General features: G+C 73.9%; 25 protein-coding genes. 10 read left to right on the top strand and 15 right to left on the bottom strand.

The features are described from left to right. Positions 1-88 precede the first annotated feature (88 nt). Positions 89-1288, top strand: a complete 1200-nt coding sequence (locus ACFV2S_RS08865; RefSeq protein WP_385555571.1) for an amidohydrolase — start codon at positions 89-91, stop codon at positions 1286-1288. A 45-nt stretch (positions 1289-1333) separates the two neighbouring features. Here the strand turns inward: ACFV2S_RS08865 and ACFV2S_RS08860 are convergent, their stop codons facing one another. Together ACFV2S_RS08860 and ACFV2S_RS08855 are read right to left on the bottom strand one after the other, a co-directional pair. Then, the gene (locus ACFV2S_RS08860; RefSeq protein WP_385555569.1) at positions 1334-2803 is read right to left on the bottom strand and encodes an APC family permease; all 1470 of its coding nucleotides are present in this window, start codon (positions 2801-2803) and stop codon (positions 1334-1336) included. Further along, positions 2800-4119 carry an amidohydrolase gene (locus ACFV2S_RS08855; protein ID WP_385555567.1) on the bottom strand — a complete coding sequence of 440 codons (1320 nt, stop codon included), beginning with the start codon at positions 4117-4119 and terminating at the stop codon, positions 2800-2802. Before ACFV2S_RS08855 ends, ACFV2S_RS08860 begins: the two co-directional genes overlap by 4 nt. A 193-nt stretch (positions 4120-4312) precedes the next feature. Between ACFV2S_RS08855 and ACFV2S_RS08850 the strand changes: the two genes are divergently transcribed. The 3 genes from ACFV2S_RS08850 to ACFV2S_RS08840 all read left to right on the top strand — a co-directional run bounded on the left by ACFV2S_RS08850 (position 4313) and on the right by ACFV2S_RS08840 (position 6579). Beyond that, complete coding sequence (locus ACFV2S_RS08850; RefSeq protein ID WP_385555565.1) at positions 4313-5008, top strand: GntR family transcriptional regulator; 696 nt, start codon at positions 4313-4315, stop codon at positions 5006-5008. A gap of 69 nt (positions 5009-5077) precedes the next feature. Continuing rightward, a complete protein-coding gene (locus ACFV2S_RS08845) occupies positions 5078-5827 on the top strand; it encodes a hypothetical protein (protein ID WP_385555563.1) in 750 nt (249 codons plus the stop codon). Further along, positions 5824-6579: an SDR family oxidoreductase gene (locus tag ACFV2S_RS08840; protein ID WP_385555561.1), complete on the top strand. Its 756-nt coding sequence runs from the start codon at positions 5824-5826 to the stop codon at positions 6577-6579. Before ACFV2S_RS08845 ends, ACFV2S_RS08840 begins: the two co-directional genes overlap by 4 nt. Before the next feature lie 277 nt (positions 6580-6856). Here the strand turns inward: ACFV2S_RS08840 and ACFV2S_RS08835 are convergent, their stop codons facing one another. Beyond that, positions 6857-7798 carry an AraC family transcriptional regulator gene (locus ACFV2S_RS08835; RefSeq protein WP_385555559.1) on the bottom strand — a complete coding sequence of 314 codons (942 nt, stop codon included), beginning with the start codon at positions 7796-7798 and terminating at the stop codon, positions 6857-6859. 121 nt (positions 7799-7919) lie between these two features. On the opposite strand from ACFV2S_RS08835, the gene ACFV2S_RS08830 reads away from it, so the two are divergent. Then, on the top strand, positions 7920-8159 hold the full coding sequence (locus tag ACFV2S_RS08830; RefSeq protein WP_383797136.1) for a hypothetical protein: 240 nt from the start codon (positions 7920-7922) through the stop codon (positions 8157-8159). 36 nt (positions 8160-8195) lie between these two features. Next, complete coding sequence (locus tag ACFV2S_RS08825) at positions 8196-9437, top strand: TerD family protein (protein ID WP_385555557.1); 1242 nt, start codon at positions 8196-8198, stop codon at positions 9435-9437. Positions 9438-9440: 3 nt separating this feature from the next. On the opposite strand, the gene ACFV2S_RS08820 is transcribed toward ACFV2S_RS08825, so the two are convergent. The 4 genes from ACFV2S_RS08820 to ACFV2S_RS08805 form a co-directional block, all read right to left on the bottom strand. Then, a complete protein-coding gene (locus ACFV2S_RS08820; protein ID WP_385555555.1) occupies positions 9441-10457 on the bottom strand; it encodes a 1-aminocyclopropane-1-carboxylate deaminase in 1017 nt (338 codons plus the stop codon). A gap of 94 nt (positions 10458-10551) precedes the next feature. Beyond that, positions 10552-11256 carry a GntR family transcriptional regulator gene (locus ACFV2S_RS08815; RefSeq protein ID WP_383792886.1) on the bottom strand — a complete coding sequence of 235 codons (705 nt, stop codon included), beginning with the start codon at positions 11254-11256 and terminating at the stop codon, positions 10552-10554. Positions 11257-11319: 63 nt separating this feature from the next. Further along, complete coding sequence (locus tag ACFV2S_RS08810; RefSeq protein ID WP_385555552.1) at positions 11320-12756, bottom strand: alkaline phosphatase PhoX; 1437 nt, start codon at positions 12754-12756, stop codon at positions 11320-11322. Positions 12757-12910: 154 nt separating this feature from the next. Then, entirely contained in the window at positions 12911-14374 is a 1464-nt protein-coding gene (locus ACFV2S_RS08805) for a hypothetical protein (protein ID WP_385555550.1), read from the bottom strand. A 210-nt stretch (positions 14375-14584) separates the two neighbouring features. Between ACFV2S_RS08805 and ACFV2S_RS08800 the strand changes: the two genes are divergently transcribed. After that, positions 14585-16420 (top strand): endonuclease/exonuclease/phosphatase family protein, encoded by a 1836-nt coding sequence (locus ACFV2S_RS08800; protein WP_385555548.1) that lies wholly within the window; start codon positions 14585-14587, stop codon positions 16418-16420. A gap of 12 nt (positions 16421-16432) precedes the next feature. Here the strand turns inward: ACFV2S_RS08800 and ACFV2S_RS08795 are convergent, their stop codons facing one another. Next, positions 16433-17146, bottom strand: coding sequence for an antibiotic biosynthesis monooxygenase (locus ACFV2S_RS08795; protein ID WP_385555545.1), 714 nt, complete (start codon positions 17144-17146; stop codon positions 16433-16435). A gap of 94 nt (positions 17147-17240) precedes the next feature. Here ACFV2S_RS08795 and ACFV2S_RS08790 point away from each other — a divergent pair, with 94 nt between their 5' ends. Further along, complete coding sequence (locus tag ACFV2S_RS08790) at positions 17241-17684, top strand: GNAT family N-acetyltransferase (protein WP_385555543.1); 444 nt, start codon at positions 17241-17243, stop codon at positions 17682-17684. Here ACFV2S_RS08790 and ACFV2S_RS08785 read toward each other — a convergent pair. Further along, positions 17681-18418, bottom strand: coding sequence for an SDR family NAD(P)-dependent oxidoreductase (locus tag ACFV2S_RS08785; RefSeq protein WP_385555541.1), 738 nt, complete (start codon positions 18416-18418; stop codon positions 17681-17683). The two genes, ACFV2S_RS08790 and ACFV2S_RS08785, sit on opposite strands and share 4 nt — an antisense overlap. A gap of 132 nt (positions 18419-18550) precedes the next feature. On the opposite strand from ACFV2S_RS08785, the gene dapA reads away from it, so the two are divergent. Continuing rightward, positions 18551-19441 (top strand): 4-hydroxy-tetrahydrodipicolinate synthase, encoded by an 891-nt coding sequence (dapA, locus tag ACFV2S_RS08780; protein ID WP_385555539.1) that lies wholly within the window; start codon positions 18551-18553, stop codon positions 19439-19441. On the opposite strand, the gene ACFV2S_RS08775 is transcribed toward dapA, so the two are convergent. From ACFV2S_RS08775 to ACFV2S_RS08760, 4 genes are all read right to left on the bottom strand, one after another. Continuing rightward, the gene (locus ACFV2S_RS08775) at positions 19414-19623 is read right to left on the bottom strand and encodes a hypothetical protein (protein WP_190102717.1); all 210 of its coding nucleotides are present in this window, start codon (positions 19621-19623) and stop codon (positions 19414-19416) included. The two genes, dapA and ACFV2S_RS08775, sit on opposite strands and share 28 nt — an antisense overlap. 64 nt (positions 19624-19687) lie before the next feature. Beyond that, positions 19688-20671 (bottom strand): 2,3,4,5-tetrahydropyridine-2,6-dicarboxylate N-succinyltransferase, encoded by a 984-nt coding sequence (gene dapD, locus ACFV2S_RS08770; RefSeq protein WP_385555537.1) that lies wholly within the window; start codon positions 20669-20671, stop codon positions 19688-19690. A 44-nt stretch (positions 20672-20715) separates the two neighbouring features. Beyond that, positions 20716-21318: a TetR/AcrR family transcriptional regulator gene (locus ACFV2S_RS08765; RefSeq protein WP_385555535.1), complete on the bottom strand. Its 603-nt coding sequence runs from the start codon at positions 21316-21318 to the stop codon at positions 20716-20718. Continuing rightward, entirely contained in the window at positions 21318-21638 is a 321-nt protein-coding gene (locus ACFV2S_RS08760; protein WP_383792914.1) for a DMT family transporter, read from the bottom strand. The genes ACFV2S_RS08765 and ACFV2S_RS08760 overlap by 1 nt, the downstream gene beginning before the upstream one ends. A gap of 85 nt (positions 21639-21723) precedes the next feature. On the opposite strand from ACFV2S_RS08760, the gene ACFV2S_RS08755 reads away from it, so the two are divergent. Then, complete coding sequence (locus tag ACFV2S_RS08755) at positions 21724-22797, top strand: oxidoreductase (protein ID WP_385555533.1); 1074 nt, start codon at positions 21724-21726, stop codon at positions 22795-22797. Between the two features lie 90 nt (positions 22798-22887). On the opposite strand, the gene ACFV2S_RS08750 is transcribed toward ACFV2S_RS08755, so the two are convergent. Next, on the bottom strand, positions 22888-23226 hold the full coding sequence (locus ACFV2S_RS08750; RefSeq protein WP_073917183.1) for a metal-sulfur cluster assembly factor: 339 nt from the start codon (positions 23224-23226) through the stop codon (positions 22888-22890). Further along, complete coding sequence (gene sufU, locus ACFV2S_RS08745; protein WP_041128635.1) at positions 23223-23684, bottom strand: Fe-S cluster assembly sulfur transfer protein SufU; 462 nt, start codon at positions 23682-23684, stop codon at positions 23223-23225. The genes ACFV2S_RS08750 and sufU overlap by 4 nt, the downstream gene beginning before the upstream one ends. Positions 23685-23688 lie beyond the last annotated feature (4 nt).

The following is a 23688-nucleotide window of genomic DNA, read 5'->3' as shown; positions in this document are numbered from 1 at the left end:
GGGGCTGTGGGACCCGGCGCGGTGGGACCCGGAAAGCGTTTCTGGTATACCAAATGGAGTCCCGTTCCCGTGACTCCGAGGAGACCCCGTGACCCCGCCGCCCCGCACCGCCACCCTCTTCCACGACGTCCGGCCCTTCGGCGGACCGGCCCGCGACCTGGTCGCCGTGGACGGGGTGCTCGTCGACGGGGTGCCGGAGGGCGCCGTCGTCGAGCGGGTCGAGGGCGGCGGACGGCTGGCGCTGCCGACCCTGGTCGACGCGCACATCCACCCCGACAAGACCTCCTGGGGCGAACCCTGGCACAGCCGCCGTCCCGCGCACGGCATCGCCGAGTACGTCGCCGGGGACGTGGAGCTGGCCCGCGCCCTGCCGACCCCGGTGGCCGAGCGGGCGCTGCGGCTGATGTCGCACGCCGCCGCCCAGGGCACCCGGGCGATGCGGGCCCACGCGGACGTGGCCCCGGCCTACGGGCTCTCCGGGATCGAGGGGGTCGCGGAGGCGGCCCGGAAGCTCGCCGGGATCGTCGACGTGGAGCTCGTCGCGTTCCCGCAGCACGGGGTGGTCCGGACGCCGGGCGTGGCGGAGCTCCTGGCGGAGGCCGCGGCGAGCGGGCTCGTCACCCACATCGGCGGCATCGACCCGGCCGGCTTCGACGCGGACGGCGGCGACGGCGACCAGCTCGGGACGGTGTTCGGGCTCGCCGGGAAGCACGGGCTCGGGCTCGACATCCACCTCCACGACCGGGGCGAGCAGGGCCTCGCGCCGCTGCGGGACATCGCCGCCCGCACCCGGGCCCTCGGGCTCCAGGGGCGGGTGAGCGTGGCGCACGCCTTCGCGGTCGCCGGACTCTCCGGCGCGGAGCTCGACGAGACGGCGGACCTGCTGGCGGAGGCGGGGGTCGCGCTCACCACGGTCGCGCTGTCCGCGACCACCGTCCTGCCGTTCCGGCGGCTCGCCGAGCGCGGGGTGACGGTCGGCCTCGGTTCGGACGGGGTCAGGGACAGCTGGAGCCCCTTCGGGAACGCGGACATGCTGCACCGCGCCTGGCTCGCCGCCTGGGCCCTGGACGCGCGGCTCGACGAGGAGCTGGAGGGCTGCTTCCGGCTCGCCGCCGACGGGGGCGCGGACCTGCTCGGCCTGGCGCGGGCGGACCTGCGGCCGGGCTCGCCCGCCGACTTCATGCTCGTCGACGGCGAGTGCCTGCCGCAGGCGGTGGTGGACCTGCCCCGCCGCGACCTCGTGGTCCGCGCGGGCCGGGTGGTGGCGCGGGACGGCCGCCTGGTGTGAGGGCGTACGGGGCGGGGGCCGGCCTCCGCCCCGTACGCACCGCCGTCAGTCCCGCTCCACGTCCACGGTGGTGAGCGAGGCGTAGCGGGCGGGGTCCGTGCGCCGGATGCGGAGGGCCACGAGCAGACCGGTCGCCAGGACCACGGGCAGCGGCACCAGGAGGGCCGTGTTCACGGCGCCGGTGCGGCCGGTGAGCAGGTCGAAGTGGACCACCGCGAGCACGGTGAGCAGGGCGAGGCCGGCGCAGGAGACCAGCGGCGCCCAGACGACCCGGGCGGCCGACAGGCCCATCCGGTCGCGCCGGAAGTAGGCCCAGACGGCGAGCGCGGCGAGGGCCTGCATGCCCATGATGCCGAGGACGCCCACGCTGTTGGTCCACAGGAAGACCTCGCCGTACGGGTCGGCGGCGAGGAGCGCCCCGGCGGCGACGACGGCCAGGTTGAAGCCGGTCTGGGCGACGACGGCGCCGCCGGGCGAGCCGTGCTTCCCGGAGACCGTGCCGAGGCGGCGGGGCAGCAGGCCCTCGCGGCCGAGGGCGTACAGGTAGCGGGCGCCGGCGTTGTGGAAGGCGAGCGTGGCGGCGAAGGCGCTGACGACGATGAGCCCGTGCATGGCGTCCGCCAGCCAGGGTCCCGCGTACAGCTCGGCGGCCCGGAAGGTGAGTTCGGGTCCGTCGGCCGCGCGGGCCAGCCGCACGGCCTCGTCGGTGCCGAAGGCGCCCATGATCAGCCAGCAGCCGAGCGCGTAGAAGACGGCGAGGAAGCCGATCGCGATGAAGGTGGCCCGGGGGACGGTCCGGCGCGGTTCGCGCACCTCCTCGGCGAAGATCGCGGTGGCCTCGAAGCCGGTGAAGGCGCCGATGACCAGGACGAACATGCCCGCGACGCCGCCGGCGGCGAGCGTGGAGGGGGCGAAGGACGCGGTGTCGAGGGCGGCGGTGCCGCGCTCGCCGAGGATGCCGCCGTCCATGACGACGAGCGAGAGGACCTCCAGGACCAGGGCGATGCCGAGGACCTTGGCGCTGAGCGTGACCTTCAGCCAGCCGAGGACGCCGACGGCCAGGACGCAGAGCCCGGAGAGCGGCCACCACGGCACGTCGGTGCCGGTCGCGTCGCGGATCGAGCCGGCGGCGAAGTAGCCGAAGGCCGCGGCGACGCCCGGCGTGACGAGGTTGTACGAGACGACGGCGACGTAGGCGGTGCCGACGCCGAGGGTGCGGCCGAGGCCGCGGGCGACGTACGCGTAGAAGGCACCGGCGTTGCGCACGTGCAGGCTCATCGCGGTGAACCCGGCGGCGAAGAGGGCGAGCAGCGCGCCGGAGACGAGGTAGGCGAGCGGGGCGCCGGGGCCGCCGATGCCGATGGCGAAGGGGGCGACGCCGGCGAGGACGGTGAGCGGCGCGGCGGCGGCCACGACGAAGAAGACGAGGTCGAAGGTGCCGATCCGGCCGGCGGCGAGCTTCCCCGCCGCCTCCGGGGCCTGCGGAGCCGTGCGGGGGGCGGTGTCGGTGGTCACGCGGCTCCTCCGGCGGACGGGACGGGCACGGACGGGGCGAGGGCCGGCGAGGCGGGGGCCGGCGGGACGAGCGCGGGGTAGGCGTCGTCGGCGAAGGGGCCGACGACCTGTCCGGCGTGCAGCACGAGCAGGCGGCGGGGGTGCGCGGCGACGGCCTCGGGGACGGAGCCGGCGGCGACCACGACCAGGTCGGCGCGGGTGCCGGGGGCGATGCCGTGGTCGGTGAGGCCGAGCTCGGCGGCGGCCTCACCGGTGACGAGGGAGGCGGCGAAGGACAGCTCGGGGTCGGTCATGAGCCCGGTCCTGAGACCGATGATCGTGGCGCGTTCGAGCATGTCGGCGGTGCCGTAGGGCCACCAGGTGTCGCGGATGTTGTCGGAGCCCGCGAAGACCCGGACACCGTGCTCGCGCAGCCGGAGGACGGGCGGTACGGGGCCGCTCGGGCCGTTGGTCATGATCGCGACCCCGGCGGCGGCGAGGGCCGTGCAGGTGCGGTCGAGCTCGGCGTCGCCGACGTCCCCGAGGGCGTAGGCGTGGCTGACGGCGACCCTGCCGCCGAGGCCGAGGGCGGCGGTGCGGGCGGCGATGTCCCGCAGCTGGGCGGTGCCGGTCTCGCCGCCGTCGTGGAGGTGCAGGTCGATGCCCTTGCCGTGACGCTCGGCGAGCCCGAAGACGGTGTCGAGCTGTCCGGCGGCGTCACCGTCGAAGCCCACCGGGTCGAGGCCGCCGACGAGGTCGGCGCCGTCGGCGAGCGCGGCGTCGAGGAGGTCGGCGACGCCGGGCGCGCCGACGACCCCGGACTGCGGGAAGGCGACGAGCTGGATGCCGAGCCGGTCGCGGAACGCCTCGCGGACGCCGAGGAGGGCGTGCAGGTGGTCGAGGCCGGTGTCGGGGTCGACGTCGACGTGGGAGCGGACGTGTCCGGTGCCGAGGGAGACCATCCGGCGGGCGAGGGCGGCGGCCCGCTCGGCGACGGGCACCTCCTCGGCGCGGCGGGAGGCGCGCTCGGCCTCGATCTGCTCGTGCAGTGTGGCGGTGGTCCGGTGCGGGCGCCAGGGGGCGCCGAGGAGGGTCTTGTCGAGGTGGGCGTGGCCGTCGACGAGGGCCGGCAGCAGCAGCGCGCCGCCGAGGTGGAGGGCGCCGGGCACGGCGGGGCGGGCCGGGTCGTGCGCCTCGACGGCGCTCACCCGGCCGCCGTGGAGGCGGACGTCGGCGGTGCGGCCGTCGGGGAGGGTGGCTCCGAGGAGTGCGGTGGGGGCGGGCGGGGCGGTTCCGAGGAGGGTGGTGGGGCCGGGCGGGGCGGATGCCTCGCTCATGGTGTCTCCTTCACGACGTACGGACGGGTGGCGGGGGCGCGCGTCGGGATCCCCCCGGTGACCGCGGTGCGACGCAAAGGTAATTGGTATACCGAATACCAGGCAATGCCTGGAGGGCCCTCACTTCGGGACCCGCCCGAACCCGTCTGCGAAGATCGGGGCACCACAGCCCCCGCCGACTGGAGCCCGCCCGATGACCACCCCCCGCCCCGCCGGCCGCAGCACCGCCATCGGGGACACCCATCCGTCCCTGCGTGAGCGGGTGTACGCCGAGCTGCGCGAGCGGATCATCGAGGGCGAGTACCCGGCGGGGCTGCGGCTGGTGGAGCGCGAGATCGCCGACGAACTGCGGGTCTCCCGGGTGCCGGTGCGCGAGGCGATGCAGCGCCTGGAGTCGGAGGGGTTCCTCTCGGTGCAGCCTCGCCGCGGGTCGGTGGTGGCCGCGTTCGGCCCGGAGGACGCCGCGTACCTCTTCGACGTGCGGGAGAACCTGGAGGGCCTGGCGGCGCGGCTCGCCGCCCGGCACGCGAGCGCCGAACGGCTGCGGGACCTGGAGCGCCTCCTCGCGCGGGCGCGGAGGGCCGCGGAGTCCGGGCGGCTGCGCGAGGCGGTCTCGCTGAACGCCGACTTCCACCGCCGGATCGTCGAGTTCTCCGGGAACCCGCTCCTGGTGGACCTGATGGCCCCGCTCGACTCCCGGCTGCGCCGCCTCTTCCGGCTCACCTCGGCGCAGTCCGACGGCGAGCCGATGTGCGGGGCGCACGAGCGGCTCTTCGAGGCGCTCCGCGACCGCGACGAGGACGCCGCCGAGGCCCTGGCCCGCGCCCATGTCGCCGACACCCGCACGTCGACCCTGCGTCTGCTGGCGGAGCTGCCGGACACCGCCTGAGGCAGGTCGGGACGGCGGGACGGCGCGGGACCTCCCGGGCGTCCCCCGTTGGCCCGTTAGGGTGCCGGGATGGCGGACACGGGGGCGCACGGCGGGTACCGGACGGGCTGGCTGTGGGCCGTGGCGGGGGTCGCGTTCGGCGCGGTGCTGCTCGGCTCGGCGGCGGCGCTGCTGGGCATGCTCGAGTACGACGAGCGGTGCATGCAGGGGCTGGTGCGGGGTCCGGGCCGACTGCTGCGGACCCGGGACCAGGCGTTCCCCCCGGCCACCGTCTGCGTGTTCGAGCGGGGCGAGGTCTCCTCCCTCGACGGCTGGCCCGTCCTCGGCGCACTGCTCCGGACCGCCCTGGCGGTCCTGGTCGTCTGCCTGCTCGCGGCGCTGGTCGCGGAGTGGTTCGCACCGCGCCCCGGCGGCCGCTGGGTGCTGCCGACGTCCCGGGCCGAGAAGCTGCGCCGGACGGGGACGGCGTTCTTCGTGACCGGCTCCGCGTTCCTGGTGCTGTACGCGACGGCGGGCTGGAAGCTGCTCGCGGGCCCGTCGTCGGCCTGCGTCCGGGGCGGGGACTGGCGCTACCACCCGCCGAGGACGCTGGAGTACTCCTTCTTCCCGCCGCAGGCCACCTGCCGGTTCGCGAGCGGCGCGACGTCGCGGCTCAACCCCGACTGGCTGGCGTCGCTGACGGGGTGGGCAGCCGTCCCGGCGCTGCTCGCGGCCATGGGCTTCGCGCTGGCGTGGCGGCGCCGGCACGAGGAGCGGCGGACGGCGGACCCGGCCCGCACCCGCCCGCCGGACCACAGTGACGAAGGAGACACCTCTTGACCCGTCCACTCGCCCTCGTCACCGGCGTCGGCCGCACCGTCGGCATCGGCGCGGGCATCGCCCACCGACTCGCGGAGTCGGGCTGGGACATCGCGTTCACCTGCTGGACCCCCTACGACCTGCGCATGGAGTGGGGTGTCGAGCAGGGGGCGACCCGGGCGATCCTCGGGGACCTCGCCGAGCGGGGCGCGACCGCCCTGGCCGTCGAGGCGGACCTCGCCGATCCGGAGGCTCCCGGGCGCGTGTTCGACGCGGTCGGGGAGCGGTACGGCCGCCCGGTCACGGCCCTCGTCCTGTGTCACTGCGAGTCGGTCGACTCGGGCCTGCTCGACACGACGCTCGAGAGCTTCGACCGGCACTTCGCCGTCAACACGCGCGCGTCGTGGCTGCTGATCCGGGAGTTCGGCCGCCGCTTCACCGGCGCTCCGGGCACCGGTCGCATCGTCGCCCTGACCAGCGACCACACCGCCGGGAACCTCCCGTACGGGGCGAGCAAGGGAGCGCTCGACCGGATCACCCTGGCCGCGGCGCGGGAGCTCGCGCACCTCGGGGTCACCGCCAACGCCGTCAACCCGGGCCCGGTGGACACCGGTTGGATGACGGCGGAGCTGCGGCGGGAGACGGTCCGGCAGACCCCGCTCGGCCGCCTCGGCACGCCCCGGGACACCGCGCACCTGGTGGACTTCCTCTGCTCCCCCGAGGGCCAGTGGGTCAACGGGCAGCTGCTGATGAGCAACGGAGGACTGGCGTGAGCGGTGGGGTACGCAGGACCCGGCCGGACTGATACGGGGGAGCCGGCCGGGGCCCGGGCCGCGATGCGCGCCTCGGCGCATCCGACCAGCTCACCGTAGGCGCGGCTGAAGATCATCGCGATCCGCTGAACGCGGCAGCTGTCCGGATTGCGCGGTGGGTCGGTGCAAAGGAGCACGCGCCCGCCCGCCGGTGCGCCCCGGCGCCCCCTTCGACGCCCCCGACGGCCGTCCGGCGGCCCCCCGCGACCGTCCAGACGCCTCGACGCCCCGGCGCCCGTCAGCGGCCCGTCCGGAGCGTGCGGGAGGGCGACTCGCCGAACCGCTCCCGGTAGTGGGCCGCGAACCGGCCCTGGTGGGCGAAGCCCCAGCGCCAGGCCACCTCGCTCACGCTCACCTCGTCCGGCGCGGACGCCCGCAGCTCCTCGCGGACCCGGTCGAGACGGACCTCCCGCACGTACGCCATCGGCGACATCCCCACGTACTCCCGGAAGGACTCCTGGAGGCGGCGCACGCTCACCCGCGCGAGGGCGGCGAGCTCGGTGGTCGTGAACGGGTGCTCCGGGCGCTCCCGCACCGCGTCCATGGCGCGCTTGACCGGGGCCGGGCGCCGCGCCTCCGCCGGGTGCGCGAGCGCCTCGCGCCAGGGGTGCTCGGCCGCCAGCAGGAGCCCGTTCAGGAGCGCCTCCTGGAGCGGTCCGGCGACCAGCTCGTGCGTGGCGAGACCGTCCCCGGCCAGGGCCTCGGCGGCGACCTGGCGGGCGAAGCGCACCCAGCTCAGGCCGGGGCCGCGCGTGATGTCCAGGCGGGGCGCGAAGACGAGCGGACCGCGCGGCGGGCGGCCCGTCAGCCGTTCCAGGCGGTCGCGCAGCTCGGCCGCCCCGATCTTCACGGACAGGGTCCGGCAGTCCCCGCTCCAGCGGTCGAGGAAGGTGTCCCCGGCCGGGTCGAGGAGCAGTGCCTCCGCGGGCGTCGCGACGATCCGGGAGCCGCCGCCGCCCTGGCGCATCTCCATCGTCCCGCTCAGCGGAGCGTTCAGGTGGTACGCGCCGAGCTCGCCGAAACTCATCCGGACGTCGGCGCCGCAGCTGAGGTCGCCGATGACCAGCGGTCCGAGCGCCACGGTGTCGAAGCGGGCCGCGAAGGGGCGCCGCTCCCGGTCGACGACGGCCATGCGGTTCGCGTAGTAGCGCGCGTCGAGCTCCACGCGCGCCTCGTCCACGTCGCCCGTCCGGAACGAGCTCCCGCCCCCAGCACCCGCGCCGCGCGCGGCCCCCACACTCCCCATGGACCGAAAGAATATTCATATGACGGATCTGACCGGGAACGGCAGGATGCCCGGCATGCCACGACCCCAGGGATTCACCTACGAACAGCGCCGCGACGGCTCCGTCGTCCTCACCCACCGGGGACGCGCCGCGGGCGTGCTCCGCGGCGGGCGCGCCGCGAAGTTCCTGGCCGAGGTCGAGGCGGGCGACGCCCAGCTGGTCATGGCGCGGTGGACGGGCGCGTACCGCTTCGGCAACGAACGGCAGGCCAGGGACCACCCGCGTAACCGGTCCGGCCGAACCGGGCGCGGGTAAGGGAACGGCAAAGGGGGCCGGATCGTTAGCCCTGGCATGACCGCTATGACCCCCGGCTCGAACATCCCTCTCACCGCCGCGCGCGTGGCGGTGGACGTGGCCGCCCCCGTGCGGCTCGACGTCTCGGGCCTGCTGCTCGGCGCCAACGGCAAGGTGCGCTCGGACGACGACTTCATCTTCTACAACCAGCCTGCCGGGCCCGGCGTCACCTACCGCTCCGGCGGCGGGGCCGCGCCCGACGCGATCCAGGTGGACACCGGCGCCCTCCCCGCCGGCATCGAGAGGATCGTCGTCACCGCGAGCCCGGACGCCGCGGGCCAGACCTTCCAGGGCATCGAGCCCACGGCCACCATCCGGAACGCGGACGACGGCACCGTGATCGCGACGTTCACGCCGCCGCGGCTGGCCACCGAGACGGCCCTGGTGGTCGTGGAGATCTACCAGCGCAACGGCGCCTGGAAGGCCCGCGCGGTGGGCCAGGGATACGCGAACGGGCTCGCCGGCATCGCGACCGACTTCGGCGTCTCGGTGGACGACGAGCCCGCCGCCCAGGCCCCGGCCCCCGCCGCCCCCGCACCCGTCGCCCCGGCCCCCGTCGCCCCGCCGGTGCCGCCCGCGCCGCCCGCCGCCCCCGTGGACCCGCGCGTCGCCGCCCCCGTCCCGCCGGCCGCTCCCCCGGCCGCCGCCCCCGTCTCCAACGGCAAGATCAACCTCGACAAGGGCCGGGTCAGCCTCCAGAAGAACCAGACCGTGTCCCTGGTCAAGGGCGGCCGGCCGCTGCTCTCCCAGGTGAGGATGGGCCTCGGCTGGGAGCCCGCCTACCGGGGCAAGGACATCGACCTGGACGCCTCCGTCATCGCGTACGGCCCCCAGCGCAACCACCTGGACAGCTGCTACTTCGGCAAGCTGACCATCCTCGGCGGGTCGGTCAAGCACTCCGGCGACAACCTCACCGGCGAGGGCGCGGGCGACGACGAGGTCATCACGGTCGACCTCGGCCGTCTTCCGGCCGACGCCACCGGCCTCGTCTTCACCGTCAACTCCTTCTCCGGCCAGAAGTTCACCGAGGTCGCCAAGGCCTACTGCCGGCTGATCGACGCGGCGACGGGCGAGGAGCTGGTCCGCTTCGACCTCACCTCCGCCGAGCCGCAGACCGGCGTGATGATGGCCAAGCTGATCAAGCAGTTCTCCGGGGAGTGGGAGATGACGGCGATGGGCGAGTTCGTGAAATCGCGGACCGTCCGGGGCATGGTGAAGCCGGCCGCCCAGGCGCTGTAGACCTCAGAACAGCGCGCTGTAGGCGTTGAGGGCGGGCTGGCCGCCGAGGTGGGCGTAGAGCACGGTCGAGTCTCCGCCGATCTCCCCCCGGTCCACCAGGTCGATCAGACCCGCCATCGACTTCCCCTCGTAGACCGGGTCGGTGACCATGCCCTCGGTGCGGGCGGCCAGCCGCATCGCGTCGAGGGTGGTCTCGTCCGGGACGCCGTAGACGCCCGCGTGGTACCGCTCGTCCAGCTCGACGTCGGCCGCCGTCACCGCGCGCTCGACGCCGATGAGGGCGGCGGTGTCCCGGGCGATCCGGGTGATCTGCTCGTGCGTCGGGACGGGCTTCGCGGAGGCGTCGATCCCGATGACGCGGCGGGCCGGTCCGCCCTCCTCGGCGAGCGCGGCGAAGCCCGCGACCATGCCGGCCTGGGTGGAGCCGGTCACCGAGCAGACGACGACGGTGTCGAAGAAGACGCCGACCTCGCGCTCCTGCTCGGCCACCTCGTACGCCCAGTTCGCGAAGCCGAGGCCGCCGAGCGGGTGGTCGGAGGCGCCCGCCGGGATCGCGTACGGCTTCCCGCCGCCCTCCTCGACCTCCCGCAGGGCCTGCTCCCAGCTCTCCTTGAACCCGATGCCGAAGCCGGCCTTCACGAGGCGCACGTCGGCGCCCGCGAGGCGGCTGATCAGGATGTTGCCGACCTTGTCGTAGACGGAGTCGGGCCAGTCGACCCAGCTCTCCTGCACGAGCACGCACTTGAGTCCGGCGCGGGCGGCGACGGCGGCGACCTGGCGGGTGTGGTTGGACTGGACGCCGCCGATGGAGACGAGGGTGTCGCAGCCCTGGGCGAGGGCGTCGGCGACCAGGTACTCCAGCTTGCGGGTCTTGTTCCCGCCGTACGCGACACCGGAGTTGCAGTCCTCGCGCTTGGCCCAGAGGGCGGCGCCGCCGAGGTGGTGGGTGAGCCGGTCGAGCGGGTGGACCGGGGAGGGCCCGAAGAGGAGCGGGTAGCGGTCGAAGTCGGTGATCGGCATGGCGGCTCCCGGTGGGTGGCGGCGGCTGGTCGGAGGTCCTGGACGCGCTGGGGGTGTCCCGTCGACCGGATCGGGCCGATCGACGGGACGCCCGTCAGAGCCGTTCGGGCGGATCCACGGGTCCGGTGATGCCGGTGACCTCGGCCACCTCGATGGCGTCGTCCGCGAGTTGCTCCAGGGCGGCCCAGATCTCGGTGGTGACCCGCACCGCCTCGTCGGCGTCCCCCGCCGCGCACGCCTCGATGAGCCGGGCGTGCAGCTCGGCCGATCCACAGCTCCCGGCGTCGCCGAAGAGACGCCGCTCGACACGGCGGATCAGCGGGGTGTAGCGCGCGATGGTGGCGGCGGCGGCGTGGTTGCCGCTGGCGACGACGAGGACCTGGTGGAGCTCGTCGTCGGCGGTCAGGGCGGCCTCGACGTCGGAGGCGCGGACGGCCGCCGCGAAGCGCTCGTTGGCCTCGCGCATGGTCCGGATGCCCTCGGGGCCGAGCAGCGGCACGCCGGTCCTGGCGGCGAGCTCGTGCATCACCCGCACCACGGAGGCGGCGTCCCGGACGACCCGGCTGACCGGCCGGGTGACGCGGGTGTAGCTCTGCGGCTTGGACTCGACGAGGCCCTCGTCGCCGAGCCGGGCCAGGGCCTCGCGCACGGGTGCGCGCGAGAGCCCGAGCCGGTCGGCGAGATCGGCGTCCTTCAGCGAGGCGCCGGGGGCGAGGTCGCCGCGCACGATGGCCTCGCGCAGCGCCTCGTACGCCCGGTCACGCAGCAGGGTCCGGCCCACGGGCCGCAGTGCGTCCATGGACTGACATGTTAGATGTCAGTCCATGGGGCTGACCAGAGATCAGTTTCGGCCTCAACTGTCTCAGCGGCGGGGCTGGCGGCGCCAGGGACCGGTGATCGCGACCATGATGCCCGGGTCCTGGATGTTGGCGAACAGCGTGTCGCCGTCGGGCGAGAAGACCACGCCGGTGAACTCGCTGCCGTTGAGGTCGTTGCGGGCGATCGGGTAGGTGCGGCCCGAGTCGGTCGCGCCGAAGAGGTGCTGGACGCCCTCGCCGTCCTCGGCGATGACGAGCCCGCCGTACGGGGAGACGGTGATGTTGTCGGGGCCGTCGAAGGCGCCGTCCTCGTCCGGGGCCGCGTTCACCCCGAGGAGCACCTTGAGGGTGAGGGTGCGGCGCTTCGGGTCGTAGAACCAGACCTGGCCGTCGTGCGCGGTGCCGGGGCTCTCCTCGCGCGCGTAGGAGGAGACGACGTAGGCGCCGCCGTCGGCCCACCACATGCCCTCCAGCTTGCGGGCGCGGGTGACCTGGCCGGCCGTGAACTGCTTGCGGACGGAGGTGGTGCGGGCGTCACGGTCGGGGACGTCGACCCAGTCGACGCCGTAGACGGTGCCGATCCGGGTGGCGCGGGACAGGTCGTCCACGAACCGGCCGGAGGAGTCGATGCACTTGAAGGCCTGGAGCACACCGGCGTCGTCGGCGAGGGCGCGGAGCTTCCCGCGGCCGTGCTCGAAGCCCTTCGGCGGCACCCAGCGGAAGAGCAGCCCGTTGGGGCCGGAGGCGTCCTCGGTGAGGTAGGCGTGGCCGTGCCCGGGGTCGATGACGACGGCCTCGTGGGCGTAGCGGCCGAAGGCCTTGACCGGCTTCGGGGCGAGGTTGGCGCGGCGGTCGCGCGGGTCGACCTCGAAGATGTAGCCGTGGTCCTTGGTCATGCCGTTCTTGCCGGCCAGGTCCTCGGTCTCCTCGCCGGTCAGCCAGGTGCCCCAGGCGGTGCGGCCGCCCGCGCAGTTGGTGGAGGTGCCGGCGACGCCGACCCACTCGGCGACGGTGCCGTCGCGGTGGATCTCGACGACGGTGCAGCCGCCGGCCGCGGCCGGGTCGTAGACGAGCCCGTCGGTGAGCGGGACGGGGTGGGGCCAGGAGGCGCGGGGGCCCTTGAGCTCGTGGTTGTTGACGAGGTACGTGGTGCCGCGCGGGCCGGCGAAGGCGGCGGTGCCGTCGTGGTTGGAGGGCGTGAACTCGCCGGACTCCAGGCGGGTGACGCCGCTGTGGGTGACGACGCGGTACGAGAACCCCTCGGGGAGGGCGAGCATCCCGTCGGGGTCGGCGACCAGCGGTCCGTACCCGAGGGCGTGCCCGTGGTGGTGGCCGTGGCCGTGACCGGCTCCGTACGCCTCCGGCTCGTCGGAGGCGAGCGCCTCGGGCGCGGTGGCGAGAGCCCCGACGACACCGGTGAGGGCGAGGCCCGCACCGGCGACGGCGGACTGCTTGGTGAACTCTCTGCGGTTGAGAGGCATGGTGGTGGGGTCTCCCTGTGGTGGCCGGATCTCGCGGGACACCCTCCCGCGCCCCCGAGAACACCGTCTGAACACCACGGGAACACCACCGGGCGTCCCCCGTGGGACCGCGCACGGACGGCCGCGCCGACCGGTCCCGGAGGGCCGCCGGGTGTCAGGCGCCCGACGACCCCGTGCGGGAGCGGGCCTTGAAGGCCGACTTGCGGGCCTCCTTCGCCACCGTCCTGTCCCGGTGCAGGCGGCCCATCGCCTCCAGGACCTCGGCCGTCGCCGGGTGCTCCACCCGCCAGGCCGCCTCGAAGAAGCCGCTGTGGCGGCCGGTCAGACCCTCGATCAGCTCCTGGAGCTCCTGGAGGTCGCCGTCCGAGTCGAGCTGGGCCGCGATCGTGTCGATGGCCAGCCAGAAGATCATCGACTCCGGCGGCGCGGGCACGTCCGCCGCGCCGCGCTCCGCGAGCCAGACCCGGGCGAGGCCGCCGAGCTCCGCGTCGTCGAGGACCTCCCGGACGGCGGGCTCCGCGTCGGCGCCCACCAGGGAGAGCGTCTGCTGGCAGTGGAGGCGCCGGAGCGGGGAGCCCGCGTCGGCGCCCCGCGCGGCGTGCAGCAGCTCGCGCGCCGCGCCGAGCGCGTCACGGCCGGCCAGCCACGCGGCGGTCTCCTCGCGGGCCGCGGCCTCCGGGTAGCCGGCGATTCCGTCGAGGAGCGCGTCGGCGCCCTTGTCCGTCAGGTCGCCGACGGCGGGCGCGTCCACGCCGGCCTCCAGCATCCGGGCCCGGACACCGTAGAGACCGAGCGGGGTGAGCCGGACCATGCCGTAGCGGGTGACGTCCTCGTCGTCGACGGGCGGCGCGGGCTCCTCGCCCTCCTCGACCATCAGGGCCTCGTCGACGGGCTGGTACTCGACGAGCCCCATCGGTTCGAGGAGCCGGAACTGCTCGTCGAGCCGCATCATCGCGTCCGAGACCTGCTCCAGGACGTCGTCGGTGGGCTCGCCCATGTCGTCGGGGACGACCATCGACGCGGCGAGCGCGGGCAGCGGCACGGGGCCCTCGCCCGCGCCGCCCTCGCTGACGGTCAGCAGGTAGAGGTTGCCGAGGACGCCCTCCAGGAACTCGGCCTCCACCTCGGGGTCCCAGTCGAGCGCGTCGAAGTCGATCTCGCCGTCCTCGCCGACGATCGCGTCGAGGTCGTCGAGGACGGGGGCGACGGCGTCCGCGAAGACGGCGTCGAACCCGTCCAGCCAGAGCCCGAGGACGTCCTGCGGCGAACCGCCCGTGACCAGCGCGAGGTTCTCGCCGGGACCGGCCCGCCCGGGAAGGTCGGCGTCCTCGCGCTCCTCGCCGTCCTCGACGGCGACGAGACCGGTGTCGACGGCGAGCCGCCAGGCGTCGCCGGCCCAGGTCTCGCCGTCCTCGTCGTCGGCGAGCCCCAGGACCTCGGCGGCCTCGGGGAGCTGCTCGTCGACGAGCTCGCCGCCCGCGTCGACCCGGGTGCCGGGTCCGGCCCATCGGGCGAGGCGGACGGCCTGGGCGAGGAGGGGTGCGGCCAGGGCGTCCCGCGCCAGCTCCGCGTCCGCACGCAGCCGAACGGGGGGAAGGGTGGGGTGCTCCGCTGACATCTGGGGGGTCTCCTCGACGCGTGCGTGGGTGAAGGTGAAGGGGCTCGGAGAGCGGTCCTCAGCGTAGACGCATCCGGACCCCCGTCCGTCGGTTCACGGATCCGTCAGCCTTCGTACACCCGTCGACTCTTGACAAGTCCACTGCTCTCACAAGAGATTGACGCGCGTAGATTCATCTGCCGTTCCTCCAAGCACCCTCCGGAGCCTCTGATGTCTTCGTCCATACCGAGATTCGCGGCCGTCTCCGCCGTCGTCGCCTCCGCCCTCGCCGCGGGCCTGCTCGCGGGATCGTCGAGCGCCGTCGCGGAGGACGCCTCCGCCGTCCGTATCCACGACATCCAGGGCACGACGCGCGTCTCCCCCCTCGTCGGCAAGCAGGTCACCGGCGTCACCGGCATCGTGACCGGCGTCCGCACCTACGGTTCGCGCGGCTTCTGGATCCAGGACCCGGAAGCGGACGCGAACCCGGCCACCAGCGAAGGTGTCTTCGTCTTCACCAGTTCCGTCCCTACCGTCGCCGTGGGTGACGCGGTCAGCCTGAACGGCACGGTCACCGAGTACGTCCCCGGCGGCCTGACCTCCGGCAACCAGTCCCTGACCCAGATCTCGAAGCCCGTGGTCACCGTGGTGTCGAAGGACAACCCGGTCCCGGCCCCTGTGACGGTCTCGGCCTGGTCGGTCCCCGAGGAGTACACCCCCGCGGGCGACCCGGCCGCGGGCGGCTCGATCAACGGCCTGACCCTGGACCCCGAGACGTACGCCCTGGACTACTACGAGTCCCTGGAGGGCATGAACGTCCGGATCGGCTCCTCGCGGGTGGTCGGCGCCACCGACCCGTACGCGGAGCTCTGGGTGACGGTGAAGCCCTGGGAGAACCGCAACCTGCGCGGCGGCACGGTCTACGGCTCGTACGAGTCCCAGAACACCGGCCGGCTCCAGATCCAGTCGCTGACCCCGCTGGCCCAGCAGCCGTTCCCCAAGGCGAACGTGGGCGACCGCCTGACCGGCACCACCGAGGGCCCGCTCGACTTCAACCAGTTCGGCGGCTACACCCTGACCGCCCGCACCCTCGGCACGGTCGTCGACCGCGGCCTGGAGCGCGAGACCACGGACAAGCAGCACAAGAACGAGCTGGCCGTGGCGACGTACAACGTCGAGAACCTCGACCCGACCGACCCGCAGGAGAAGTTCGACGCGCTCGCGAAGGCGGTCGTGGAGAACCTCGCCTCGCCGGACGTCGTCGCCCTGGAGGAGATCCAGGACAACAACGGCGCCAAGAACGACGGCACGGTCGCCGCCGACGTGACGGTGAAGAAGTTCACGGACGCGATCGTGGCCGCCGGCGGCCCGGCCTACGCGTGGCGCTCGATCGACCCGGAGAACGGCAAGGACGGCGGCGAGCCCGGCGGCAACATCCGTCAGGTCTTCCTCTTCAACCCCGAGCGGGTCTCCTTCACGGACCGCCCGGGCGGCGACGCGACCACCGCCACCGCCGTGACGGGCTCGAAGGGCCGCGCCGCGCTGACCCTCTCCCCCGGCCGCGTCGACCCGGCGAACGCCGCCTGGGAGGCCAGCCGCAAGCCGCTCGCGGGTGAGTTCGTCTTCCGCGGCCGCACGGTCTTCGTGATCGCCAACCACTTCGGTTCGAAGGGCGGCGACGAGTCCATCGTCTCCCACCACCAGCCGCCGACCCGCTCCTCCGAGGCGAAGCGACTCCTCCAGGCGCAGGCCGTCAACGCCTTCGTGAAGGACATCACCGCGATCGACAAGCAGGCCGACGTGCTGGTGGTCGGCGACATCAACGACTTCGAGTTCTCGGGCACGACGCGGGCGCTGACCGACGGCGGCGCGCTGTACCCGGCCGTGAAGTCGCTGCCGCGCAGCGAGCGCTACTCGTACGTGTACCAGGGCAACACCCAGGTCCTCGACCAGATCCTGACCAGCCCCGGCGTCCACCACTTCGAGTACGACAGCGTCCACATCAACGCGGAGTTCGCCGACCAGGACAGCGACCACGACCCGCAGGTCCTGCGCTTCCGCCCCTGACGGCCCGTCCGGTCACACGCCCGCGCGCAGACTCAGCGCGGGCGTGTACCGCCGCACCCGGCCGCCCGTGAGCCGCGGGTCGTGCTGGACCCGCTTCCAGGCCTCGCTCTGCGGGGCGTCGTCCGTCAGCCACTCCTCGTGGGCCCGCTCGCTCTCCCACTCGGCGTAGTTGAGGACCCGGGCGCCGTCGGTGGACAGATGGAACTGACCGCTGACGCCACCGGGCGCCGGGCGCGTCTCCGCGTCCTCGTCCAGGGCGGCGAACACGCCGTCGACCCAGTCCTCGCGGACCCCGTCCCCGGCTCCCGCGAAGTCGGCCTCGACGATCACGACGACCCCGGGCAGCTCCCCCGTGCTCGTCGTGCCGCGCGCGGTGGAGCGGTGGACCGGCCCGTAGCGGCGGAGCTCCACCCGCTCGATGCCGGGGACGGCCGCGTCGATCTCCGCGTTCCGGTCGTCGCGGTAGGTGCGCACGAACGCGTCGTAGGCCCCCTGTGCGGTCCACTGCGAGTAGTGCAGCAGCGTGTCCCCGTCGGTGCCGGCGAGGACGCTGTACGAGAGCAGTCCGAGGTCCGGCCAGGCGCGGCCCTCCCAGGCCGTCCGGATGGCCTCGACGGCCGCGCGCTGGCGTTCGGGGGTGCCGACCCGCCAGGTGCTGACGAGGACGGCGCCGACTCCGGGGCGGTGGAGGTCGGGTCGGGCATCGGGGTGTGCGACGGCGTTCACGGGGTGTCTCCTCCTGCTCGGCTTCGAAGGGTCCGAGCCTCCTCCCTCAACCTTGGTCGAGGTCAAGGGGCTTCGCCGTGGGAGACTGCGCACCATGATCCTCCGCCCCGCCACCCGCGCCGAACTGCCCGCCGTCCTCGCCCTGCTCGCCGACGAGGACACGGTCGTGGACCCCGGCTCGGTCCTCGTCACCGAGGCGTACGAGCGGGCCTTCGCGGACATCGAGGGCGATCCGCGCAACGAGGTGCTGGTCCTGGAGGACGGCGGCCTCGTCCTGGGCTGCCTCCAGGCCACGTACATCCCGGGGCTCGGCAGGGGCGGCGCCGAGCGGGCCCTGATCGAGGCGGTCCGGATCAGGGCCGACCGGCGCGGCGGCGGGCTCGGCCGGGAGCTGATGGAGCGAGCCGTGGCGCGGGCGGGGGAACGCGGCTGCGCGCTGGTCCAGCTGACGAGCGACAAGCGGCGGACGGAGGCCCACCGCTTCTACGCCTCGCTGGGCTTCGCACGCAGCCACGACGGCTTCAAACGGGCCCTCTAGCCCAGCAGGTGCCCCCCGCCGTCGACGAGGAGCACCTCGCCGGTGATGTACGAGGCGTGGGCGAGGTCGAAGACGGCCCCGGCGATGTCCTCGGGGCGGCCGACCCGGCGCAGCGGGACGACGCCGGCCACGTGCTCCTTGGCGGCGTCGGCGCCCTCCACCCCGTCGAACCAGGGGGTGTCGATGAGGCCGGGTGCGACCGCGTTGACGCGGATGTCGGGGCCGAGGGTCTTGGCGAGGAGCTTCGTCATGTGGTTCACGGCGGCCTTGGAGACGGCGTACGGGATGGAGCTGCCGCCGGGCCGGACGCCGGCCTGGGAGGAGACGGTGACGATGTTCCCGCCGGTCTTCCGCAGGTGCGGGACGGCGGCGGTGACGGTCTGCCAGACGCCGATGACGTTGACGTCGTAGAGGTGGCGCCAGACCTCGGGCGAGGCGGCTTCCAGGTCGTCGTGCGGGATGAACCGGGTGGTGCCCGCGCAGTTGACGAGGAGGTCGAGCCGGCCGTACGCCTCGACCGCGGCCGCGACGAGCCCGGTGGCCTGTGCCTCGTCGGAGACGTCGGCCCGGACGTAGACGGCGTCCGGGAGTTCGGCGGCGAGGGCCTCGCCCGCCTCCACGGACCGGGCGGAGTTGACGACGATCCGGTAGCCCGCGTCGGCGAGGCGCCGGGCGACGGCGGCCCCGATGCCGGAGGACGAACCGGTGACGAGTGCGACGCGCTGTTCGCTCATGGTGTGCTCTTCTCCCTCTCCCCCTGTCGCGCCCGGCCGATCATGCCAGACGCCATCGTTCACGGATGCTGAATCCTCGAACCAAGCAGATCTAAGTGGACCTTCACGGTCGATCGCGCACAGACTTCCCGAATGAACACTGAACGCCCCTTCGGGCGCGCCCTGTGCGCGATGGTCACCCCGTTCGACACCGCCGGCGGCCTCGACCTCGTCGCGGCGCGCGAGCTCGCCGCCCGGCTGGTCGGGGAGGGCTGCGACGGCCTGGTCCTGAACGGCACGACCGGCGAGTCCCCGACCACCACGGACGCCGAGAAGAGCGAGCTGATCCGCGCGGTGCGGGACGCCGTCGGACCCGGGCCCGCGGTCGTCGCGGGCGTCGGCACCGCCGACACCCGGCACACCGCGGAGCTCGCCCGGCAGGCCGGGGAGGCGGGGGCGGACGGGCTGCTCGTCGTCACCCCGTACTACAGCCGTCCCCCGCAGGCGGCCGTGGAGGCGCACTTCCTGAAGGTCGCGGACGCGACCGGGCTGCCGGTGATGGTCTACGACATCCCCGGCCGCACCGGGACCCGGATCGAGCCCGCGACGATGCGGCGGCTCGCCCGGCACCCGCGGATCGTGGCGGTGAAGGACTGCTCGTACGACCTGCTCGGCTCGGCCCGGCTGATCGCGGAGACGGGGCTCGCGTACTACTCGGGCTGCGAGGAGCTCAACCTGCCGCTGTACGCGGTGGGCGGCGCGGGCTATGTCAGCACGGTGGCGAACGTGGCGCCGCGACAGCTGCGCGCGGTCCTCGACACCTTCGACGCGGGCGACACCGCGGGCGCGGCCCGGCTGAACGCCCGGACGCTGCCGCTGGCCGAGCTGATGATGGCCTCGGGCCTGCCGGGGACGGTGACGGTGAAGGCGCTGCTCGGCGGTCCGGTGCGGGAACCGCTGCAGCCCGCCGGCCGGGAGACGGCCGACGGGCTGCGGGCGGCGCACGGGGCGCTGGTTCAGGCGGAGTCGCTCGTGGTGGTGTGACCGAGGATCGCGGCGTGCTCCAGGACGTCCTCCAGCGGGTCGTCGATCTGTCCCGTGGAGATCAGGGAGACGTTCGGGCCGTTGTGCGAGTGGCTGTGCGTCTCGTCCGCGGCGGCCGTGCCGGCCGGCAGCAGGACGGCCGCCGCCGTGAGCACCCCGGTGACCGTGGGCCTCGTCCTCAATGTCGACTCCTCGCCTCTTCCGCGTGCGGTGACCCCGCGCTCTGCTAACGCGGGGTCACCGGAATCAGTTGTGGCTGTGCAGGATGTCGTTCAGGCCGCCCCAGACCGCGTTGTTCGGGCGGGCCTCGACGGCGCCGGTGACCGAGTTGCGGCGGAAGAGGATGTTCGAGGCGCCGGAGAGCTCGCGGGCCTTCACGACCTGGCCGTCGGGCATCGTGACCCGGGTGCCGGCGGTGACGTACAGACCGGCCTCGACGACGCACTCGTCGCCCAGCGCGATGCCGACGCCCGCCTCGGCGCCGATCAGGCAGCGCTCGCCGATCGAGATGACGACGTTGCCGCCGCCGGAGAGGGTGCCCATGGTGGAGGCGCCGCCGCCGATGTCGGAGCCGTTGCCGACGACGACGCCGGCGGAGATGCGGCCCTCGACCATCGAGGTGCCGAGGGTGCCGGCGTTGAAGTTGACGAAGCCCTCGTGCATGACGGTGGTGCCGGCGGCGAGGTGCGCGCCGAGGCGGACGCGGTCGGCGTCGGCGACGCGGACCCCGGCGGGCACGACGTAGTCGGTCATGCGGGGGAACTTGTCGATCGAGGTCACCTGGAGGTGGAGGCCCTCGGCGCGGGCGTTGAGCCGGACCTTCTCGATGTCGTCGACGGCGACCGGGCCGAGCGAGGTCCAGGCGACGTTGGCGAGCAGGCCGAAGATGCCGTCCAGGCTCTGGCCGTGCGGCTTGACCAGCCGGTGGCTCAGCAGGTGGAGGCGGAGGTAGGCGTCGTGGGCGTCGATCGGCTTCTCGTCGAGCGAGGCGATGACGGTGCGGACGGCGACCACCTCGACGCCGCGGCGGGCGTCCACGCCGAGGGCCTTGGCGGCGCCCTCGCCCAGGGCGTTGACGGCCTCGTCGGGGGTGAGGCGCTCGGTGCCGGCCGGGCCGGCCGCGTCGGTCAGCTCGGGGGCGGGGAACCAGGTGTCGAGAACGGTGCCGTCGCCGGAGATGGTGGCGAGGCCGGCGGCGACGGCGCCGGTGGTGCGAGGAGCAGTGGTCATGACGGAAAACCTAACCGGCGGGCCCCCGCCCGAGCCAACCGGTCTCAGGTGTCGGTCGGGTCCGCGGGAGGTTCCGACGAGCCCGCGAGCGGCGGTTTCGGTGCTTCGTTCAGGACGCGCGCGAGGATCACGCGCGCGTACTCCTCGTCGTAGACGCCGTCGGTGAGCAGGACCTGGAGGCAGATGCCGTCCATGACGGCGACCAGGGCGCGGGCGCTCACGGGGTCGGTGCGGTGGGCCAGCGCGGTGACGACGGACTCGGTCCATTCGGCGGCGACCGGGCGCAGGGCGGGACGGCGCAGGGCGGCGAGGTAGAGCTCGTACTCCAGCTCCACACGGGCGCGTTCGCCACCGAGCCACTCCCCCAGGAGGCGGGCGAGCGCGGCGGCGAGGCCGGTGTCCGGGTCGCCGAGGGCGGGGTGCTCGCGGAGCAGCCGCCCGAAGCCCTCGTTGGCCTTGCGGAGCGCGGCGACGAGCAGTTCGTCGAGGGAGGCGAAGTGGTACGTGGTGGAGCCGAGCGGCACGTCGGCCTCGGCGGCCACCGTGCGGTGGCTGAGTCCGCCGAGTCCGGCGCGCCCGACGACGGTGAGGGCGGCGTCGACGATGCGCTCGCGCCGCCCGGGGTCGTACCGCCGGGTCCGGGCCATCAGTGCGCGCCGCCGAGGTTGAGGACGGCGACCCCGGCGATGATGAGCAGGATTCCGGCGATCTTGGCGGCGCCCAGGCTCTCACCGAGGAAGAGGAAGCCGATGACCGCGACGGCGGCGGTGCCGACCCCGGACCAGATGGCGTAGGCCGTGCCGACCTGGAGCGTCTTGAGCGCCTGGGCGAGGAGCGCGAAGGCGACGAGGTAGCCGGCGCCGGTGACGAGGGAGGGCCAGAGCTTCGTGAAGCCCTCGCTGTACTTCATCGAGGTGGTGGCGAGTATCTCCGCCGCGATGGCGCCCGCAAGCAGTCCGTAACCCATGCGTACGAGCGTACACAGCATTGCGTACGGCCGTACACATTTATTCGCACGAACGTGCGCACCACTCCCCGATACGGTGTCCCGCATGACGTATCCTCCAGGTCCGCCCGGTGCCCCCTACGGCTACGGCTACCCGCCTCCGCCCCCTCCGCCGAAGCCCGGCGTGATACCCCTGGCGCCGCTCTCCCTCGGGACCGTCCTGTCCGGCGCCTTCGCCACCTTCGGCCGCTACTGGAAGCAGCTGCTCGGCGTGACCGGGACCGTCTACGGCGCCGCGCTGCTGGTCGTCGGGGCGGCGCTCGGCATCGCGTACGCCGCCGTGGGCGACCTCTTCCCGGCCGTGTTCGACGTGCCGTCCGGCCAGGACCCGCAGTGGGACGACATCCGTCCGCTGATCGTCGCCTTCGCCTGCGTCTGGCTCGTCGCGATGCTCGTGATGATCTGCGCCAACGGTGTCGTGGCGGCGGCCGTCCCGGCGGTGCTCCAGGAGGCGGTCCTCGGCCGGCCTCTCGCCTTCGGCGCGCTCTGGCGCCGCTCCTGGGCCCGGATGCCGTCCGTCCTGGGCACGGTGCTGCTGACGAGCCTGGCCGTGGCGATCCCGCTCGCCCTCGCCGTCGTGGCCTTCGTCGGCACGTTCGCGGCGCTCCTCGCGACCGCGGCCGACTCCTCGGACAGCCCGGAGAACGGCCTGTGGATCATCCCGCTGGTCGCCGTCGTCGCGGCTCTGCTCGTCACCCCGCTCGCGCTCTGGGTCTGGGTCAAGTTCAGCCTGGCCCCGGCGGCGGCGGTGATGGAGGGGCAGGGCGCCATCGCCTCGATGCGCCGCTCCTCGCTCCTGGTCCGCGGCTCCTGGTGGCGCGTCTTCGGCTCGCTGCTCCTCGTCGGCCTGATGGCCTCCGTGGCGAGCTGGGTGATCCAGCAGCTGCTGTCCCTGCTGATCACGGCCCCCCTGGCGGCCACCGACTTCTCCGGTGACGACACCGGCGCCCTGGTCGCCTCCTTCGCGGTCCTCTTCGGCTTCCTCGCCGTCGGCCAGCTCGTCAGCCAGGCGCTGGTCTCCCTCTTCCCCCCGCTCGTCGCCGGCCTTCTCTACGTCGACCAGCGCATCCGCAAGGAGAACCTGGCCCCGGAACTGGCCCGCTCGGCCGGACTCCTCTAGGCCGTCGCTTCCGGATCTTGCCGGGACCGCTCCGGACACGCGGAACGGCCGCGCCCCGAAGGGCGCGGCCGTTCTCCCGTACCGTCGCGATCAGACGTTGAAGCCGAGCGCGCGCAGCTGCTCGCGGCCGTCGTCCGTGATCTTGTCCGGGCCCCACGGGGGCATCCAGACCCAGTTGATCTTCAGCTCGCTGACGATGCCGTCCGTCGCGGACTTCGCCTGGTCCTCGATCACATCGGTCAGCGGGCAGGCCGCCGACGTCAGCGTCATGTCCAGCGTCGCGATGTTCGCGTCGTCGATGTGGATGCCGTAGATCAGGCCCAGGTTGACGACGTCGATGCCCAGCTCGGGGTCGACGACGTCGTACAGCGCCTCACGGACTTCTTCCTCGGAGGCCGGCTTCATCGTGGCCTCGGCGTTCTCGGTCATGCCGACTTCCTCTCCGCGTCACCCAGTGCCTGGGCGGTCGCGTCCTTCCACGCCATCCAGCTGAGCAGCGCGCACTTCACACGGGCCGGGTACTTGGAGACCCCGGCGAACGCGACCGCGTCCTCCAGGACCTCCTCCATCGCGTCGTCGGGCTCGATCTGCCCCTTGGACTGCATCAGCTCCAGGAAGGTGCCCTGGATCTTCTGCGCCTCGGCCAGCTCCTTGCCGACGAGCAGCTCGTTGAGGACGGAGGCCGAGGCCTGGCTGATGGAGCAGCCCTGGCCCTCGTACGACACGTCCTCGATGCGCGAGCCGTCGTACTTGACGCGGAGCGTGATCTCGTCACCGCACGTCGGGTTGACGTGGTGCACCTCGGCGTCGCCGTCGCGGAGACCGCGCCCGTGCGGGTGCTTGTAGTGGTCCAGGATGACGTCCTGGTACATCGAATCAAGCTTCACGAGC

This window comes from Streptomyces sp. NPDC059695 (assembly GCF_042733785.1).
Taxonomy (GTDB): domain Bacteria; phylum Actinomycetota; class Actinomycetes; order Streptomycetales; family Streptomycetaceae; genus Streptomyces.
The sequence above is the reverse complement of the archived record's forward strand: the minus strand, read 5'-3'. Positions and strand labels throughout refer to the sequence as shown.

Bases quoted from the DNA above. Each gene is read 5' to 3' on its own strand.
- ACFV2S_RS08845 (WP_385555563.1), top strand. From the start codon at position 5,078: ATGGCGGACACGGGGGCGCACGGCGGGTACCGGACGGGCTGGCTGTGG.
- ACFV2S_RS08760 (WP_383792914.1), bottom strand. From the start codon at position 21,638: ATGGGTTACGGACTGCTTGCGGGCGCCATCGCGGCGGAGATACTCGCC.
- ACFV2S_RS08820 (WP_385555555.1), bottom strand. From the start codon at position 10,457: ATGCCGATCACCGACTTCGACCGCTACCCGCTCCTCTTCGGGCCCTCC.
- ACFV2S_RS08850 (WP_385555565.1), top strand. From the start codon at position 4,313: ATGACCACCCCCCGCCCCGCCGGCCGCAGCACCGCCATCGGGGACACC.
- ACFV2S_RS08810 (WP_385555552.1), bottom strand. From the start codon at position 12,756: ATGCCTCTCAACCGCAGAGAGTTCACCAAGCAGTCCGCCGTCGCCGGT.
- ACFV2S_RS08790 (WP_385555543.1), top strand. From the start codon at position 17,241: ATGATCCTCCGCCCCGCCACCCGCGCCGAACTGCCCGCCGTCCTCGCC.
- ACFV2S_RS08825 (WP_385555557.1), top strand. From the start codon at position 8,196: ATGACCGCTATGACCCCCGGCTCGAACATCCCTCTCACCGCCGCGCGC.
- ACFV2S_RS08830 (WP_383797136.1), top strand. From the start codon at position 7,920: ATGCCACGACCCCAGGGATTCACCTACGAACAGCGCCGCGACGGCTCC.
- ACFV2S_RS08750 (WP_073917183.1), bottom strand. From the start codon at position 23,226: ATGACCGAGAACGCCGAGGCCACGATGAAGCCGGCCTCCGAGGAAGAA.
- ACFV2S_RS08765 (WP_385555535.1), bottom strand. From the start codon at position 21,318: ATGGCCCGGACCCGGCGGTACGACCCCGGGCGGCGCGAGCGCATCGTC.
- ACFV2S_RS08815 (WP_383792886.1), bottom strand. From the start codon at position 11,256: ATGGACGCACTGCGGCCCGTGGGCCGGACCCTGCTGCGTGACCGGGCG.
- ACFV2S_RS08785 (WP_385555541.1), bottom strand. From the start codon at position 18,418: ATGAGCGAACAGCGCGTCGCACTCGTCACCGGTTCGTCCTCCGGCATC.
- dapD (WP_385555537.1), bottom strand. From the start codon at position 20,671: ATGACCACTGCTCCTCGCACCACCGGCGCCGTCGCCGCCGGCCTCGCC.
- ACFV2S_RS08755 (WP_385555533.1), top strand. From the start codon at position 21,724: ATGACGTATCCTCCAGGTCCGCCCGGTGCCCCCTACGGCTACGGCTAC.
- ACFV2S_RS08800 (WP_385555548.1), top strand. From the start codon at position 14,585: ATGTCTTCGTCCATACCGAGATTCGCGGCCGTCTCCGCCGTCGTCGCC.
- ACFV2S_RS08805 (WP_385555550.1), bottom strand. From the start codon at position 14,374: ATGTCAGCGGAGCACCCCACCCTTCCCCCCGTTCGGCTGCGTGCGGAC.
- ACFV2S_RS08855 (WP_385555567.1), bottom strand. From the start codon at position 4,119: ATGAGCGAGGCATCCGCCCCGCCCGGCCCCACCACCCTCCTCGGAACC.
- dapA (WP_385555539.1), top strand. From the start codon at position 18,551: ATGAACACTGAACGCCCCTTCGGGCGCGCCCTGTGCGCGATGGTCACC.